Source organism: Faecalibacterium sp. An58 (assembly GCF_002161515.1).
GTDB classification, from domain to species: Bacteria; Bacillota; Clostridia; order Oscillospirales; family Ruminococcaceae; genus Faecalibacterium; species Faecalibacterium avium.
Genome location: NZ_NFHX01000011.1, coordinates 1 through 16,747 on the forward strand (window position 1 = coordinate 1; position 16,747 = coordinate 16,747).

Genomic DNA, 16,747 nt, shown 5'->3' on the forward strand with positions numbered 1-16,747 from the left:
CATAAGGAGGAAAAATTCATTATGAAACTCAAGAAGATTGCTTCTCTGGCGCTGGCCGGCATCATGGCCGTCAGCATGCTGGCTGGCTGCAAGGACAACCCTTCTTCCAGCAATCCTACCAATCCTGAAACTCCGGAAGTTAGCACTGCTTCTTCTGCTGTGTATGATGCATTGGATGCCAATACCCGCCTGCTGATTACATCTGCTGCGGCTAACTCCACTTTGGATCAGGCTTTGAGTGATACTACTGCGACTTATTGGAATAAAGCTGACTTTGATTACTGGTATGCTAAGGCTATCGCTAATGATGCCGATCCTTACGTAGATCAGTTCACCGCTGGCCCTATGCTGAGCGAAGTGGCATATGCTTTGAAAGCAGACACTCGTTTTGACGAGACTTTTGTGGATACTAAGGGCGATAAGACCGTTGTTAAGGTTTACTTGGTTGGTGGCCATAGTGACAGTGGCGCTCTTGCTTGGGTTGCTAACAAGGTTGATATGGATGTTGCAGGTAAGCTGCCTGCTAATGGTGTGAACAGTGGCGTTAGGTATGAATATGATTATAGCATTTCCGCAAGCGTTGCTGATGTGAGCCGTACAATTAATACTGGTATCGAGCAGAACCTGAAGATTGTTGCTGTGGCTATCACCCAGACTGCAACTGAGGTCTAAACTTTACTTATAACACCCCCAGGGCACCATACCGGGAGATGATATAAGGGGCGAGCAGGTGCCAGAGACCACCTGCGCGCTCGGGTAAAACACCCATCCGATGTGGCGGCAAAGAGGAATAGAGCCAATATTCCTTCTGTTGTTGATCGCACCAAAACAAAAGAACTTTTGCGTCACGAAAGATAGGGTCCCTCTGCGGGGGCTGGCCATACGGCCGGCCCCCGCATTGTTTTTGCACTCTGACTAAAATTTGCGGACGATATTTGGTGCTCTGCACAAACTTTGGCCTGGGACACAGGAATGGCTTGCAAAATGCGGGAAAATCTGTATCATGGTAGATGTATACAAGCTGATGGGCTGTTTTGCCCTGTCCCAAAATTCTGTTTCTCCTGGAAGCAGGTAAAAACACAAACCCCGCCCCTTTCCGGCCAAGCCGGAGAGAGGCGGGGCGTTTTATTAAGAAGCCGCCTGCAAAGGGTCCTGGCTGCCAGTGGCGGAGCGGGGGGCCGGCTGGACTGGCTGTCTGGCTTTGGGGCGGGCCGACGCCGGGCGGCGGGCGGAATGTTCTGCACGCTGCTCCATGGCCCATGCCGCACGGATGGCCTGCACCCCTCCGTAACAGAGAGCACAAGCCAAAGGCAAAGAAATGCTGCCTTCCGCAAAAGCGCCCAGGGCCAGCATCATGCCCAGACCAATGGTCAGAACGAGGGATTTCCAAAACAGGCACTTCATATCGTTGGGACCTCCTCCAGGTGGTTTCACAACCGAAAAGACAACCGCAGGTTGTTTGCTTGCCTCCATGATAAACCAAACTTTGGTGGATGTCAAGAGGAAATACAACTTTTTTTCTCGTTTTCGATGAAATGCACTTTACAGAAACACTTTTTGGTTGTATAATGGAAATAACAAAAACCGGTTGTAAAGGGGCGTTCCGATATGTCATTTTCTGAGCTGTTGAAGCAGTGCCGCAAGCAGCATGGCATCAGCCAGGCCGAGCTGGCCAACCGCCTGGGGGTCACCCAGCAGGCCGTAGGCAAGTGGGAGAGCGGCAAATCCTCTCCCGACCCGGCCACGGTGGCGCAGATCGCGGAGATCCTGGGCACCACAGCGGACTATCTGCTGGGGCTGTACCGCCCCACCGCCGATTTGACCGAGACCGAGAGCCGCTTTTTTGGCGGCTATGCCGAGAGCCTGATCCCGGTGATCGGCACCGTCAAGGCTGGCTATGGCGCGCTGGCCTTTGAAGAGGACTACGGGAAAGAATACGCGCGGGTCAAGGACCCGTCCAATTACTTTTATCTGGTGGTGCGGGGAGATAGCATGGAACCCCGCATCCAGGACGGCGATCTGGCCCTGGTCCACCGTCAGGATACCCTGGAGAGCGGGGACCTGGGGGTCATCATTTATGGCGATGAGGGTGAAGGCACCCTCAAGCGTTATATCCAGCGGGGAAACAGCGTGGTGCTCCAGCCGTTCAACCCCAATTACAGCGAGCTGGTCATCAAAGGCGAGGACCTGAACCGGCTCCACATCGCGGGGCGCGTGGTGGAGACCAAGACCAAGTGGTGAGCGCCTCCGGGAGGGCATTTTGGGATGGAACAGTCGGTGATGGAAAAGCTGACCATATTGGCCGACAGTGCGAAATATGACGTGGCCTGCACCTCCAGCGGGTCGGGCCGCGGGGGCCGGGCCGGACATTTGGGCAGCTGCTATGCGCCCGGATGCTGCCACAGCTTTACCGCCGACGGGCGCTGCATCAGTCTGCTGAAGGTGCTGATGAGCAACTGCTGTGCCTTCGACTGTGCCTACTGCGTCAACCGGCGCAGCAACGATCTGCCCCGGGCGACCTTCACCCCGAGGGAGCTGGCCAACCTGACCATCGAATTCTACCGCCGCAATTATATCGAGGGGCTGTTCCTGTCCAGCGCCGTGGTGGGCACCCCCGACTACACCACCGAGCGGATGCTGGAGGTGCTGCGTCTGCTGCGGCATCGCTACCATTTCAATGGCTATATCCATGCCAAGGCCATCCCGGGTGCCAGCCCCGAGCTGATCGCCCAGCTGGGATGTCTGGCCGACCGTCTCAGCGTCAACATCGAGCTGCCCAGCGAGGGCAGTCTGAAACGGCTGGCCCCCGACAAGGGCCGGTCTTCGATCCTGCGCCCTATGGGTCAGATCGCCGCCGCTGCCGCTGCCAGCCGTCAGGAGGTGGCGCTCTATCGCCATGCGCCCGCCTTTGCCCCTGCGGGCCAGAGCACCCAGATGATCGTGGGGGCCACCCCCGAGAGCGACTACCAGATCCTGCGGCTGACCCAGGGCCTGTACCGGAAATACAACCTCAAACGGGTGTTTTTCTCGGCCTACATCCCGGTGGCGGAGGACAGCCGTCTGCCCGCCCTGGAGACCAAGCCCCCCTTGCTGCGGGAACACCGGCTGTACCAGGCCGACTGGCTGCTACGGTTCTATCACTTCCGGGCGGAGGAGATCCTGGACGAAGGCAGCCCCAATTTCAGCCCCTACCTGGACCCTAAGTGCGGCTGGGCCCTGCGCCATCTGGAGCAGTTTCCGGTGGACGTCAACCGCGCCCCCTATAAGATGCTGCTGCGGGTGCCCGGCATCGGGGTCAAGAGCGCCCAGCGCATCCGCACTGCCCGCCGCCAGAGCGCGCTTGGTCTGGACGAGCTCAAGCGGATGGGCGTGGTGCTCAAGCGCGCCCAATATTTTATCGTATGCAGAGGGTTTACCGGGGCCAGAGGTGGCTGCGGCAGCCAGCGGCGCCGGCAGATCGCCCAGGCTCTGGTGGACCCTCAGGTGTTCAATGGGGGATGTGAACAGCTGAGCCTGTTCAGCGCCCCCGCCGTCCAGCAGCTGGCCGCCGGTGGGATGCAGCCCCGCCTGGCCGGCCGTCTTGTACAGGAGGAGGCAGTCCGATGTCTGGCAAAAGCCCTGTGAGGCAGGCCGACCTGATCTACGGCTACGACGGCACCCTGGCGGGCTTTTACAGCTGCGTGTTTGAGAGCTTTGTCCGCCGCGAGATCCCCTTTGCCATCTGGGCGCCCGAGGACGAGCAGCCCGCCCTCTGTCCGGTGCGGCAGATCCCCACCGCCCCCGACCGGGCAGCCCGGGTGCGTCGGGCGGTGCGGTCCAAGCTGTCTGCCGGCCAGACAGTGGAGGTGGGCTTTTTGTCGGGGCAGGAGGACAAAGAGTTGATCCTGCTCCGCTTTTTGCACTATGGGTTCGGGGCCGGGCCGGGGGCGCTCCATCAGCTGGGCCGTCCTGAGGTGGCCGATGCCTGCCGTCTGTCCCGCCAGGTGCTGTGGGAAGTGGAAAAATGGCAGGGCTTTGTCCGCTTTGAGGAAAGCGGCGGGATGCTGGGCGCAGTGATCCACCCCAAAAACCATGTGCTGCCCCTGCTGGGCCGCCATTTTTGCAGCCGGATGCCCGAGGAAGCCTTCCTGATCTACGACGCGGTCCACCGGGAAGCGCTGGTGCACCAGCAGGGCCAGGCCCGCATCCTCAGGCTGAGCGCCCCGCTGGACCTGCCCCGGCCCAGCCAGAAGGAAAGCGATTACCAGCGGCTGTGGAAACGATTTTATGACACGCTGGCCATCGACCAGCGGCGGAACGAGCGCTGCCGGCGCACCCACTGCCCCAAACGGTTCTGGGCCGATATGACCGAACTGCGGGATCCGCGCTGACCCCTTTGCGCCGGCCGCCGCGGTATGGTATACTTGCCCTGTACCATAGATACAGGAGGGGAAAAGATGAGAGAGATCCTGGTGCTGGGCGGGGGTGCTTCGGGGCTGGCGGCCGCCATCGCTGCGGCCCAGACCGGCGGGCCCGGGGCGAAAGTCACCCTGGTGGAGCAGAACGCCGCCCCCGGCAAAAAGCTGCTGGCCACCGGCAATGGCCGCTGCAATTTCGACAACGCTGCCAGCAGCGATCCGGCGCGGTACTTCACCGCAGCCCCCGCCGCGCTCCAAAAGCTGCTGGCCTCCATCGACGGGGCCGGGCTGTCTGCCTGGTGGCAGGAGCTGGGCCTGGTGTCCCGTGCGGACGAGACCGGCAGACTGTACCCCTACTCCAACCAGGCCGCCGATCTCACCGGCCTGCTGGTGCGCTGGCTGGATGCCCTGGGTGTGGACCGGCGCGCTGCCCGGGTGCTGGAACTGGGGCAGAAGGGGGGCGGCTATGCCGTCCGTGTGGAGGCGGCAGGCCAAAAGCAGCTGCTGACGGCCGGACGGGTGATCTGTGCGCTGGGCGGCAGCGCCGGGCCACAGTTTGGGACCGGCGGTTTTGGACCCGCCCTGGCGGGCCGGTGCGGCGGCCGGGTCGAGCCTCTGTACCCCTGTCTGACCCCTCTGCGCTGCGGCGACCCGGCCCTGATGCAGAGACTGTCAGGGCTTCGCGCCCGGGGCGTCGTCACCCTGCTGGAGAATGGACGGTCCCTGGCCCGGGAGGAAGGGGAGATCCAGTTCACTAACTACGGGCTGTCGGGCATCTGCGTCATGCAGCTGTCGGGGCTGCTGGCCCCCGAACGAGGCCCCAAAAAGCCCGCTGTGGCGCTGGACTTATTCCCAACTGTAGAAACGCGTGAACTTATTACCGCATTTGCCCGCAGGGCGGGTCATCTGCCTGACAGCCAGGCCTTTTGGCAGGGCCTGCTGGATGGGCGGCTGGGCGCCGCCCTCTGGGCTGCGGCAGGGCTGACAGGCCGCGCCCCCGCCCAGGTGGATGCCCGGGGCTGGCAGGCCCTGGCGGAGGTCTGCAAGGGCTGGCGCTTTGAGGACCCTGCCCCCTGCGGATGGAAGCAGGCCCAGACCACCGGGGGCGGCCTGTCGCTGGAGGAGCTGGAGCCGGATTTCCAGTTCAAGGGGTGCCCAGGGCTTTACTTTGTGGGGGAGACGCTGGACTGCGCGGGCAGCTGTGGCGGTTTCAACCTGCACTGGGCCTTTGGCTCCGGATTGGTGGCGGGCCGTGCTGCCGCCCGGCAGGCCCGGAAACGATAAAAGGACAACAAAAAAGCCCGGTCAGACCGGCGGCCGCAGCCGCTCCTGACAGGGCTTTTTCATGTATTCGCTTGCGGGCTGGGAAGGCTCAGGCTTCTTCCTCGTCCTCCTCGTCTTCGTCCTCGTCGTCCTCCATGGCATCCTGATGCTTCTTGTAGAAGATCTTGCACAGGAAGGTACTGATGATGTACAGCAGGCACATGGGCAGAGCCACCATGGTCTGGGAGACAACGTCGGGCGGGGTGATGACGGCCGCCACAAAGAAGATCAGAACGACCATGACGCCCCGGGCGCTCTTCATCAGAGAGGGGCTGACAATGCCCATCCGGGACAGGACCACCACCACCAGCGGCATCTCAAAGACGGCGCCGAAGATCAGGAAGATGGTGATACAGAAGCTGACATAGCTGGCGATACTGGTGGTCTGGACGATGTAGTCGGCGCCTTCCAGGCTCGCCATGAAGTTGAGCATGAAGGGCAGGGAGACGAAGTAGGCGAACAGTACACCTACAACGAACAGGCCCAGGCCCATCACCAGCACCAGGCCGAAGAAGAAGCTCTCCGTCTTTTTCAGGCCCGGCTTTGCAAAGGCATAAATATGATAGGCGATGAAGGGGATATCGACGATCAGCGCGGCGATCAGGGCCACCCGGAAATACTGGATCAGCTTTTCCTGAGGATCGATGGAGATGAACTCGAACGACCCCGACGCCATGGCTGTCAGGACGTTGATCAGCTGGTCGGCAACGGCCAGGAAACCAAGAAAGGCCACAGCGTACAACACCGCACAGAATACCACGCGGTTGCGCAGTTCTTTCAGGTGGCCGCCCAGCGTCATGCTGCCGTCGGGGCCCATCGCCTCAGCGCCTTTTCTGTGCTTAAATAGTGTGGCCACAAATTACTCCTCGTTGCTCTTGCTGCTGTCGGTCTTGGTCTCAGCGCTGCTGGTCTTGGGCTCTGTGTCGTCCTCGTCCTCAATGCCTTCCTTGAAGCCCTTCATGGTCTTGCCGAACATCTTGCCCAGCTTGGGCAGGTTCTTGGGTCCAAAGATGATCAGGACAACGATGAGGATCATCAACAATTCAGTAGGTCCGATACGCATAATTTGTTACTCCTTTTACATTGCCGGGCTTCGGGCCCGTCTTTACTTGACTTGATCTACACAGCCGCGCGGGCGGCTTGCTGCATGGTTGGGGGTCCGTCAGACCGTCTGGGCGGTCTGTTCTGCATCGGCCTTGGGGGCGGCGGCTTCAGCCTTGGGGGCGGCAGGCTCTTCAGGCGCTGCTTCCTCGGCGGGGGCTGCGGCCTCGGCCGGCTGGGCTGCTTCCTCGGCGGGAGCCGCGGCGGCTGCGGCGGGCGCTGCAGCGGGGGCGGCAGGGGCCTCCTCGCTCAGTTCCTCCAGCTCCTCCACAGGCTCCTCGGCGGCGGACGCCTTGGCCTCGGCCTCTTCCTTGCTGGTCTTGCCGATGCCGGCAAAGCTCTTGGTCACATCCTTGACACTGTTGTCAAAGTCCTTCTTGATGTCCGTCAGGGGCGAGATGGCCTCCTTGATGGGCTGCTGGATCTCGTTGAGGGGCTCGACGATGTTCTCCTGGATGTCTTTGGATGCGGTGCTGGTGTACTGGCGCAGCTCACGCAGCATCTTGCCCAGCTTGCGCGCGTATTCGGGCAGCTGGCTGGGCCCGATGAACACGAACGCCACGATCACAACGAGGATCAGCTCGGTAATTCCGATCTTCATGGGTTTACACGATTCCTTTCCGTCTCCTGGCCGGCCAGAACCGGCTGCTATGACTGCATATTGGACGCTCCGCCTGTGCCGCAGCGGGCAGTTGTGCCCCGGCCAAATTGCGGACAGGGCAAGTATACCATATTCCGCTGCGGTTGACCAGATGTTTTACCCGGCTAACAGATAAAATTTCTGCCTTTTTGGGTCAAAAAACTGCTTTTTGGGGCCTTGCAGGAGCTCTATTGCTTTTGTACCAAAAAAATAGAGACGAAATATGAGGCAATTATGAATTTTTTATGAATAATAGGATGTGATATCTTTTTGGCCTTTTGGACAGGGCAGCGGAAACGGCAGCGCGCCTCCTTTGAAAATGGCGCAAACAAGCATGATTTTCCTGGATCGGAAGCAAAAAACCGCCCTGCGCCAAGGCCGGACGGCGGAAAGCAGAACCTTCACGGATTTATACGTAAAGTTTAAATTGATGTACTGAATACAAATGAAGCCTCAGTCCAGCTTCAGATCTCCTTCTTTGATCCAGCCCAGACGGCGCTCGGCCTCACAGAACAGGACGCTGAGCACGGCGGGCAGCACCAGGCACAGCAGGGCCATGGCCGCCCAGTCCATGGGGGTGATGCCGGCTTTGACCCCGGCGGCCACATCGTTGACCCAGCCGGTGTACACCCCGATGGGGCCCACCAGGCCGCAGGTCCCCATTCCCGAGGAGACGGCGGCGCCGTTCATCTCAAAGCGGAACAGACAGGTGGCCATGGGGCCGGTGATGGCGCTGGCCAGTGTGGGCGCGATCCAGATGCGGGGGTTGCGGACGATGTTGCCCATCTGCAGCATACTGGTGCCCAGACCCTGGCTGACCAGCCCCCCCACGCCGTTTTCTTTGAAGCTCATCACCGCAAAGCCCACCATCTGGGCGCAGCAGCCGGCCACAGCCGCGCCGCCGGCCAGGCCGGTCAGGCCCAGGGCGGCGCAGATGGCCGCCGACGAGATGGGCAGAGTCAGGGCCACGCCCACGATGACCGACACCAGTACGCCCATTACAAAGGGGGACTGCTCGGTGGCCCACATGATCAGGCTGCCCACCCGGTTGGCCGCCGCGCCGATGGGGGCGGCGATGAGCAGCGCCAGGCCGACGCCGGTGAAGATGGTCACCAGGGGGGTGACCAGCAGGTCCACTTTGGTCTCCTTGCTCACTGCCTTGCCCAGCTCGGCCGCCACGATGGCGATGAGCAGCACGGCCAGCGGCCCGCCGGCGCCGCCCAGCTCGTTGGAGGCCCAGCCCACCGTCACCAGGCTGAACAGCACAAAGTTGGGCGCGTGCAGAGCGTAGCCGATGGCGCAGGCCATGGCCGGGCCGCTCATGGCCGAGGCATATCCGCCGATGGTCACCAGCATGGGGATGCCCAGCTGCTGGCCCAGGGTGTTGAGGATGGTGCCGATCAGCAGGCTGGCAAACAGGCCCTGGGCCATGGCGCCCAGCGCTTCGATCAGGTAACGTTGGGGGGTGATGACGATGTCTTTGCGTTTTAAGAAATTTTTTACATTTTCCATCTGAATACCGCCTTTCCGCTCAAAACCCCCGCAGGGGGCGTACAAATGCCGACATTGGATGCCACACAGTATACCATACAGGTGTCAAGACAGCAAGGGCGGCGGCCTATTTTGGCAGATAGCACAGAATTTTACCCGATTGGGTGCAATGATTCTGCCCGGCAAAGCGTGTTGTACACAGTGACCGGCAGACTGCCTGCGCGCCAGGGCTGCCGGGGCAAGAAATACCCCAGCGCATTCTGTCGGAAAGATTGACGGCAGAGCGCATTCTGGTGTATACTTAAAACAAATCTGGATGTATGGAGGCTGAGCGAGACGGAATGAAACGGAAGATTTCGACCTTGTTTTCAAAAAAAGCAGGAAGGAGCCGCGACGTGGGACAATGCGTGGCAGCGGCGGTCATCGCTCTGACCCTCACGGTCACCGGCGCCGCAGGCTATGCGGCCGCTGTTTTTGAACCCCAGACGGCCCTTCTGGTGGAGCCGGGGGTGGTGGATCAGGAAGAAGAAAAATTCCCCGCCCTGGCGGCAAAGCAGTCGGTCCTGCAGCCCCTCCCCGAGGCAGGCCCCGCCCAGGAGCAGACGGAGCAGCAGGAGCAGCCGGAAGCCCCGGCCCAGACCGAGGCCCCGGCCCGGCAGCCCGCAGCCGGGACGGAACAGCCCGCAGCGGAGCAGGCCGAGACCCCTGTCCCGGAACAGCCGGAAGCCCCGCAGCCTGCGGCCCCGACCGAGATGCCTGCGGCCCTGCCCCAGGCCGGTCTGGATGAGGAAAACGGGATGGGCGATGCGGTCTGGCAGCAGATGACCCCTGAACTGGCCGCCGAGGACCCTCTGGCCGCCCGGTACGAGGCGATCACTCCCGACGCCAACGGGTCCATCACCCTGACCCCCGACCAGTTCAGCGCCATGCTGGAGAACCAGAGCATCGACTGGGACGAGGAAAACTGCCTGACCTGGCTGTTCGACTGGCTGTTTGGCTGGCTGTTCCCCCAGCGGGAAGCTCCGGCCTATACAGGCTGGCACACCGAGGGCGGCAAGACCTATTACTACGATGCCGCCACCCATCAGCCCCTCACCGGCCTGCAGACCATTGACGACAAGATCTATTACTTTGACGCCGACGGCGTCCGCCAGGACAACGTGACCTTTGGCATCGACGTGTCCCGCTACCAGCAGAATGTGGACTGGAATAAGGTCAAGGACGCGGGCGCTTCCTTTGCCATCATCCGCATCGGCTACCGCGGCTATGGCAGCGGCGCGCTGGTGCTGGACTCGATGTTTGAAAACCACTTTGCCGGGGCCAAGGCGGCGGGCCTGAAGGTGGGCGTTTACATCTTCAGCCAGGCCATCAACGAGGACGAGGCCCGGGAAGAAGCCTTTGCCTGCGCCTATGTGCTCAACGGCCGCAGCCTGGATTATCCCGTCTATTTTGACAGCGAGTACAGTACATCCTCCCATACCGGCCGGGCCGACAACCTTTCCAAGGCAGAGCGCACCGCCTGTGCGGTGGCCTTCTGCGAGGAGCTGAAAAAGTACGGCTATGAGCCGGGCGTCTACGCCTCCACCAGCTGGTTCCAGAACCATCTGGAGCTGTCCGCTTTGCAGGGCTACCGCATCTGGAACGCGCACTACGGCGTCAGCGCCCCCAGCATCGACTGCGATATGTGGCAGGGCAGCTGCACCGGCAAGCTGAGCGGCGTCAGCAGCAGCGGCGTCGATCTGAACATCAGCTATATGGGCTGAGCGCAAAAGAGGTATATGCTATGGAGCGGGATCACATCGGCCTCATCGCATCGGATATGGATTACACCCTGCTGGACGAAAACGGGCGCCTGCCCCAGGATTTTGCCCGGCTGGTGCTGGAACTGGAGCAGGAGGGCGTCTATTTTGCCGCGGCCAGCGGCCGCCCCCTCTATACCCTGGAGGATATGTTCCCCGACCTGCGGGGCCATATCGCCCTGATCGGGGACAACGGCGGGGTGATCCGCTGGCGGGGCCGGGATATCTTCCAGTCCCGGATGCCCGGGGCGGATTACCGGGAGATGGCCGCCGCCACCCGGGAAGCAGGGGACATCGGGGTGCTGTGCGGGCTGGACACCGCCTATGTGGAGCGGCAGTACCAGCAGTACGCCCGGGTGTTCTCCCAATTCTATACCCGTGTGGCCTATGTGGACGACCTGACCGTCCTGGATGTGCCCGCCGACAAATACACCATCTACCTTCCCAGGGGGGACTCCCAGGCAGCGTACGACAAGCACTACGGCAGGTTGTTCGGACAGCGGTTCTCGGTGGCGGTGGCCGGTCCCAACTGGGTGGACATCATGAACCGGGGCGTGGACAAGGGCGCTGCCCTGCGGGCCCTGGGCCGCAGCCTGGGGCTGACGGGCGCCAACCTGATGGCCTTTGGGGATACCTACAACGACGCCGAAATGCTGTGCACCGCCAAATACGGCTTTTTGATGACCAACGGCAGCCAGGACCTGCGGGCCCGGGTGGCCTTCCTGGCGCCGCCCCATTGGGACCAGGGCGTGGTGCAGATCATGCGCCAGGTGCTGGACCAGGGCGGCTGGGTGTCCCCCGGCGATTTCACCCCCGCCCACTGACAACAAGATGCGCAAAAAAGCTCCCGCCCACAAGGGCGGGAGCTTTTGTTGTATTTGCAGTGCAAGCAAGGGAAAGGATGCGCCCGCGCGGGATGACGCGGGGAAGGGTCAGCCGCCCAGGTAGGCGGTGCGGACCTTTTCGTTGGTCAGAAGCTCGGAGCCGGTGCCCTCCATCACGATGCGGCCGGTCTCCAGCACATAGGCCCGGTCGGCGATGGACAGGGCCATCTGGGCGTTCTGCTCCACCAGCAGGATGGTCATGCCCTGCTTGTGGACGTCCTGGATGATGTCGAAGATCTCCTGCACCAGCAGGGGGGACAGGCCCATGGAAGGCTCGTCCAGCATCAGCATGGAGGCGTTGCTCATCAAGGCGCGGCCCATGGCCAGCATCTGCTGCTCGCCGCCGGACAGGGTGCCGGCCATCTGGCGGCGGCGCTCCTTCAGGCGGGGGAACAGGGTGAACACCTTCTCCATATTAGGCGCGATGGAGCTGCGCTCCTGGGTGTAGCCACCCATCTCCAGATTTTCTTCCACCGTCATGTGCAGAAAGACGTGGCGTCCTTCGGGCACCTGGGCCAGGCCGGCCTGCACGATCTTGTGGGCGCGCATCCCGGTGATGTTCTGGCCCTTGTAGGTGATGGTGCCGGTCTTGGGATGCAGCAGCCCCGAGATGGTCTTGAGGTTGGTGGACTTGCCTGCGCCGTTGGCGCCGATCAGGGTGACGATCTCCCCTTCGTCAACGTGGAAGGAGATATCCTTGATGGCGTGGATGGCGCTGTAATAGACGTTGATGCCCTCCACGTTCAGCATTGTCTGTGCCATTGCTCAGCCCTCCTTCTTGCCCAGGTAAGCCTCGATGACCTGGGGATTGCTGCGGATCTCGTCGGGGGTGCCCTTGGCGATGACCCGGCCGAAGTTCAGCACCGCAATGCCCTCGCAGATGCCCATGACCAGATTCATGTCGTGCTCGATCAGCAGGATGGCAATGTCGAACTCATCCCGGATGCGGCGGATGACTTCCATCAGCTCGGCGGTCTCGGAGGGGTTCATGCCGGCGGCCGGCTCGTCCAGTAGCAGCAGCTTGGGACGGGTGGCCAGGGCCCGGATGATCTCCAGCCGGCGCTGGGCGCCGTAGGGCAGGCTGCCCGCCTGCTTGCCGGCCAGGTCGGACATATGGAAGATGTTCAGCAGCTCGATGGCCTCGTCGGTGGTCTTTTTCTCCTGCTTCCAGTAGCTGGGCAGGCGCAGCAGGGCCTCGGGCAGACGGTAGTTCATCGACTGGTGCAGGCCCACCTTGACGTTGTCAATGACGGTCAGATCCTTGAACAGGCGGATGTTCTGGAAGGTGCGGGCCACGCCCATCCGGTTGACCTGGAAGGTCTTTTTGCCGGCGGTGGGCACGCCGTCCAGCAGGATGGAACCCCGGCTGGGCTGGTAGACGTTGGTCAGAAGGTTGAAGACGGTGGTCTTGCCCGCGCCGTTGGGGCCGATCAGGCCGGTGATCTCGTTGCGGCCGATCATCAGGTTGAAGTCGTCCACAGCGGTCAGGCCGCCAAAGTCGATGCCCAGGCCCCGCACATCCAGCACGGGGCGTTTGTCCTTGTCACGGTCGGTCAAAAAGCCGCCCGACGGAATGCTGTGCAGGCTGGTTTTAAATTCACTCATGGGGTGTTTCCTCCTTGGCGCTGCGCCCGCTGAAACTGAGAGCCTTGCTGATCAGGCGGCTGAGGGAGAAATCGTAGCTGCCCAGCAGTCCGCCCGGGCGGAAGATCATCATGAAGATCAGCACCACCGAATACAGCACCATGCGGTAATCCGCAAAGCTGCGCAGGGCCTCGGGCAGGATGGTCAGCACGGTGGCGGACAGGATGGAACCCAGCATCGAGCCCATGCCGCCCAGCACCACCATGACCAGGATCTCGATGGACTTCATAAAGTCGAAGTTGGCGGGGTCCAGCACGCCGATGTAGCAGGCGTACAGACCGCCGGCCAGGCCGGCAAAGGCCGCCGAGAAGGAGAACGCCATCACCTTGTAATAGGTGGTCTGGATGCCGCAGCTCTCGGCTGCGATCTCGTTGTCGCGGATGGCCAGCACGGCGCGGCCGTGGCGGCTCTTGAGCATGGTGTGGATGAAAAAGCAGGTGAGCACCACGCACAGGAACACCGACAGCAGGTCGGAATACTTGGGGATGTTCTTGAGGCCCTTGGCGCCGTAAAAGAGCGAAAAGCCAAGGACGTTGTCGATGTTGTTGAGGGTGATGCGGATGATCTCGCCAAAGCCCAGCGTCAGGATGGCCAGGTAGTCGCCGCTCAGACGCAGGGCCGGGATGCCGATCAGGATGCCGAACACACAGGCCATGGCGGCGCCCAGGGCCAGGCCCGTCGCAAAGGCCACCGGCTCAGGCAGGGTGCTGTATTTGGTGAACAGGGCGCAGGTGTAGGCGCCCACCGCCATAAAGCCGGCATGGCCCAGGGGCAGCTGCCCCAGATAGCCGGTGGCCACGTTGAGCGAGACGGCCAGGATGACGTTGATGCCCACCAGCAGCAGCACCTGGTTCTGGTAGGTGCTGAGCATATTCTGGCTGACCAGCTGCAAACCCAGGAACACCAGCACCACCAGCACGGTGTTGATGATGTAGCGCACCGGCATTTTCAGCGCGCGGTATTTTGCTTTTGCTTTGCTCACAGTGGATACCCCCTTAAACCTTTTCCTGCACCTTGCGGCCCAGCAGGCCGGTGGGTTTGACCAGCAGCACGATGATCAGGATCGCAAAAGTGACGGCGTCCCGCCAGGCCGACAGGCCGATGGCGGAGACGAAGCTTTCGCACAGGCCGATGGCGATGCCGCCGATCATGGCCCCGGGGATGGAACCGATGCCGCCCAGCACCGCAGCCACAAAGGCTTTCAGGCCCAGCATGGAACCCATGGTGGGGGTGGCCTGGGGATAGCTGCAGCAGTACAGCACCGAGCCGATGCCCGCCAGGGCGGAGCCCACCGCAAAGGTGAAGGAGATGGTGCTGTTGACGTTGACGCCCATCAGGCGGGCGGCGTCCATGTCCTCCGAGACGGCCCGCATGGCCTTGCCCAGCTTGGTCTGCTGCACCAGGGCGCTCAGCACGATCATGGACACCACCGTCACCACCAGCGTCAGGATGGTGGTCAGGCTGATGTTGACGGTGCCGATCTGGAACACCTGGTTGGGGAAATAGGAGGGGATCACCTTGGCGCCCGAGCCCAGGATCAGCTCGGCGGTGTACTCCAGGAAGAAGGACACGCCGATGGCGGTGATCAGCAAAGACAGGCGGGGCGCATTGCGCAAAGGCGTGTAGGCGATCTTTTCGATCACCACGCCCAGCAGAGTACAGGTGATGATGGAGGCGCAGACAGCGGTCACGGGACCGAGGCCCAGCTGGTTCATGACGAACCAGGACATATACGCGCCCACCATGATGATATCGCCATGGGCAAAGTTCAGCAGCAGGATGATGCCGTACACCATGCTGTAGCCCAGTGCGATCAGCGCATAGATGCTGCCCAGCGAAAGGCCGTTGATCAGCTGGCTAAAAAACACTGTCATGGTAGCAGTTCCTTTCTTTTTGACATCGGCACTGCCGGTGCAATAAAAGGCGGAGACCATCCGAGCATCTGAGCCAATGTCCGAGCGGTCTCCGCACTATCCGTTTTTTATTGCTCCGCAGTATTCCGCAATAAAAACACCAGGGAGGATCTAAAACAGGCCGGACCGTTTGCTTTCCCGGCAAAGCGGGACAGCGCCCGGGCCTTTTCAGATACGCCCTGCCAAAACGCACACCACCAGGGTGCAGGCCGCCCCGGCGGAGGGGCAGGCCAGGGGCCGGCGCTTAATACTGCTCCACGAAGACGGCCTCGCCGTTCTCGAAGGACAGGATGGCGGCGGTCTTGACGGGGTCGTTGTGGTCGTCGAAGGTGAAGGTGCCGGTGACGCCCTCGATCTCGCCGCCCTTGATGCCATCGATGACAGCCTGCTTGTACTCGTCCGAGGCGGGCTCCAGGCCGGCTTCCTCAGCGGCCTGCAGGCCGTAGCAGACGGTCATGGCAGCATCGTAGCCCAGGGGCGCAAAGCCGTTGGGGTAGCTCTCGCCGTACTCGGCCTCGTATGCGCTCTCAAAGTCGGGGTTGGAGCCGGTGGCGTAGTTGGCGCAGAAGTAGCAGTCCGCCAGCTGGTCCGCAGTGGCGTACTGGGTGACGCCGTCCCAGCCGTCGCCGCCCAGGAAGGGGACGGTCAAGCCGACGCTCTCGGCCTGGGCCAGGATCTGGCCCACATCCTCGTAGTAGTTGGGGCAGTAGACCACTTCGGGGTTGGCTGCCAGGATGGTGGTCAGCTGGGTGCGGAAGTCCACGTCGCCTGCAGAGTAGGTCTCGGAGGCCACGATCTCACCGCCGTTGGCAGCGAATTCGGCCTCAAAGTTGGTGGCCAGGCCCTCGTTGTAGTCGGCGCCGATCTGGTAGATGACGGCTGCGCGGGTGTAGCCCAGCTTATCGGTGGCGTAATCGCCCATCTTGACGCCCTGGAAGGGGTCGGTGAAGGTGGTGCGGAACACGTTGGAATAGACCGTGTCGGTCTCGGCGTCGTAGGTGACGGCCTCGGCGGTGGCGGAGGCGGTGACCATAGGCATATTGTAATCCTGGGTGGCAGCCACGACAGCCAGGGTGGGGGTGGTGGTGACGTCGCCGATCAGAGCGGTGATGCCCTGGTCCACCATCTGGGTGAAGCAGTTGACCGCCTGGGTGGCGTCGCCCTGCTCGTCCATCTGGACCACTTCCACCTGCTTGCCGTTGATGCCGCCGGCCTCATTGATCTGCTTGATGTACAGGTTGGCGCCGTTGGCCACGGCAATGCCGTACACCGACACATCGCCGGTCAGGGGAGCCAGCAGGCCCACCTTGATGGTGTCGCCCGAAGCGGAGCCAGAAGCTGCGCCCGAAGTGGCGGTAGATGCAGCGGTGCCTGTGGAGCTGGACGAGGAACCGCAGGCGCTCAGTGCGCCCACTGCGGCAGCAGCGCCCACAACAGCCAGGAACTGACGGCGGGAAATGCTCTTTTTCATTCTCATATCCTTCTTTCTTGCTTGCTTCTTACATCGACTGAAATGATAAGAGCAAGGGAGCCCCTTCTCCCATTGAAGCTCCCT

At 61.9% G+C, this 16,747-nt stretch carries 17 protein-coding genes; 7 read left to right on the forward strand and 10 right to left on the reverse strand.

The features are described 5' to 3' along the window. Positions 1-21: 21 nt before the first annotated feature. Positions 22-672 carry a hypothetical protein gene (locus B5G12_RS08335; protein WP_144064123.1) on the forward strand — a complete coding sequence of 217 codons (651 nt, stop codon included), beginning with the start codon at positions 22-24 and terminating at the stop codon, positions 670-672. 456 nt (positions 673-1,128) lie between these two features. On the opposite strand, the gene B5G12_RS08340 is transcribed toward B5G12_RS08335, so the two are convergent. Beyond that, the gene (locus B5G12_RS08340; protein ID WP_087324592.1) at positions 1,129-1,404 is read right to left on the reverse strand and encodes a hypothetical protein; all 276 of its coding nucleotides are present in this window, start codon (positions 1,402-1,404) and stop codon (positions 1,129-1,131) included. A gap of 204 nt (positions 1,405-1,608) precedes the next feature. Here B5G12_RS08340 and relB point away from each other — a divergent pair, with 204 nt between their 5' ends. The 4 genes from relB (at position 1,609) to B5G12_RS08360 (ending at position 5,681) form a co-directional block, all read left to right on the forward strand. Beyond that, complete coding sequence (gene relB, locus B5G12_RS08345) at positions 1,609-2,241, forward strand: type II toxin-antitoxin system RelB family anti-toxin (RefSeq protein WP_087324593.1); 633 nt, start codon at positions 1,609-1,611, stop codon at positions 2,239-2,241. A 24-nt stretch (positions 2,242-2,265) separates the two neighbouring features. Then, complete coding sequence (locus B5G12_RS08350; RefSeq protein WP_087324594.1) at positions 2,266-3,624, forward strand: putative DNA modification/repair radical SAM protein; 1,359 nt, start codon at positions 2,266-2,268, stop codon at positions 3,622-3,624. After that, positions 3,603-4,370 carry a TIGR03915 family putative DNA repair protein gene (locus B5G12_RS08355; RefSeq protein WP_087324595.1) on the forward strand — a complete coding sequence of 256 codons (768 nt, stop codon included), beginning with the start codon at positions 3,603-3,605 and terminating at the stop codon, positions 4,368-4,370. The genes B5G12_RS08350 and B5G12_RS08355 overlap by 22 nt, the downstream gene beginning before the upstream one ends. 66 nt (positions 4,371-4,436) lie before the next feature. Then, the gene (locus B5G12_RS08360; protein ID WP_087324596.1) at positions 4,437-5,681 is read left to right on the forward strand and encodes an aminoacetone oxidase family FAD-binding enzyme; all 1,245 of its coding nucleotides are present in this window, start codon (positions 4,437-4,439) and stop codon (positions 5,679-5,681) included. Between the two features lie 88 nt (positions 5,682-5,769). On the opposite strand, the gene tatC is transcribed toward B5G12_RS08360, so the two are convergent. The 4 genes from tatC to B5G12_RS08380 form a co-directional block, all read right to left on the reverse strand. After that, a complete protein-coding gene (tatC, locus tag B5G12_RS08365) occupies positions 5,770-6,576 on the reverse strand; it encodes a twin-arginine translocase subunit TatC (RefSeq protein WP_087324597.1) in 807 nt (268 codons plus the stop codon). Between the two features lie 3 nt (positions 6,577-6,579). Continuing rightward, complete coding sequence (locus tag B5G12_RS08370) at positions 6,580-6,783, reverse strand: Sec-independent protein translocase subunit TatA/TatB (RefSeq protein ID WP_087232308.1); 204 nt, start codon at positions 6,781-6,783, stop codon at positions 6,580-6,582. A gap of 99 nt (positions 6,784-6,882) precedes the next feature. After that, positions 6,883-7,422, reverse strand: coding sequence for a Sec-independent protein translocase subunit TatA/TatB (locus B5G12_RS08375; RefSeq protein ID WP_087324598.1), 540 nt, complete (start codon positions 7,420-7,422; stop codon positions 6,883-6,885). Positions 7,423-7,914: 492 nt separating this feature from the next. Beyond that, positions 7,915-8,973, reverse strand: a complete 1,059-nt coding sequence (locus tag B5G12_RS08380; protein WP_087232303.1) for a PTS sugar transporter subunit IIC — start codon at positions 8,971-8,973, stop codon at positions 7,915-7,917. A gap of 374 nt (positions 8,974-9,347) precedes the next feature. Between B5G12_RS08380 and B5G12_RS08385 the strand changes: the two genes are divergently transcribed. Both B5G12_RS08385 and B5G12_RS08390 read left to right on the forward strand, forming a co-directional pair. Beyond that, the gene (locus tag B5G12_RS08385; RefSeq protein WP_242955981.1) at positions 9,348-10,715 is read left to right on the forward strand and encodes a GH25 family lysozyme; all 1,368 of its coding nucleotides are present in this window, start codon (positions 9,348-9,350) and stop codon (positions 10,713-10,715) included. 20 nt (positions 10,716-10,735) lie between these two features. After that, positions 10,736-11,575 carry an HAD family hydrolase gene (locus tag B5G12_RS08390; RefSeq protein ID WP_087232297.1) on the forward strand — a complete coding sequence of 280 codons (840 nt, stop codon included), beginning with the start codon at positions 10,736-10,738 and terminating at the stop codon, positions 11,573-11,575. Between the two features lie 108 nt (positions 11,576-11,683). Here the strand turns inward: B5G12_RS08390 and B5G12_RS08395 are convergent, their stop codons facing one another. The 5 genes from B5G12_RS08395 to B5G12_RS08415 all read right to left on the reverse strand — a co-directional run bounded on the left by B5G12_RS08395 (position 11,684) and on the right by B5G12_RS08415 (position 16,663). After that, positions 11,684-12,385 (reverse strand): ABC transporter ATP-binding protein, encoded by a 702-nt coding sequence (locus B5G12_RS08395; RefSeq protein WP_343286630.1) that lies wholly within the window; start codon positions 12,383-12,385, stop codon positions 11,684-11,686. A gap of 15 nt (positions 12,386-12,400) precedes the next feature. After that, complete coding sequence (locus tag B5G12_RS08400) at positions 12,401-13,240, reverse strand: ABC transporter ATP-binding protein (RefSeq protein WP_087232291.1); 840 nt, start codon at positions 13,238-13,240, stop codon at positions 12,401-12,403. Continuing rightward, positions 13,233-14,225, reverse strand: coding sequence for a branched-chain amino acid ABC transporter permease (locus B5G12_RS08405; protein ID WP_087324631.1), 993 nt, complete (start codon positions 14,223-14,225; stop codon positions 13,233-13,235). The genes B5G12_RS08400 and B5G12_RS08405 overlap by 8 nt, the downstream gene beginning before the upstream one ends. A gap of 49 nt (positions 14,226-14,274) precedes the next feature. Then, complete coding sequence (locus tag B5G12_RS08410) at positions 14,275-15,153, reverse strand: branched-chain amino acid ABC transporter permease (protein WP_087232288.1); 879 nt, start codon at positions 15,151-15,153, stop codon at positions 14,275-14,277. 283 nt (positions 15,154-15,436) lie between these two features. Beyond that, positions 15,437-16,663 (reverse strand): ABC transporter substrate-binding protein, encoded by a 1,227-nt coding sequence (locus tag B5G12_RS08415; RefSeq protein ID WP_087232285.1) that lies wholly within the window; start codon positions 16,661-16,663, stop codon positions 15,437-15,439. Between the last annotated feature and the right edge of the window lie 84 nt (positions 16,664-16,747).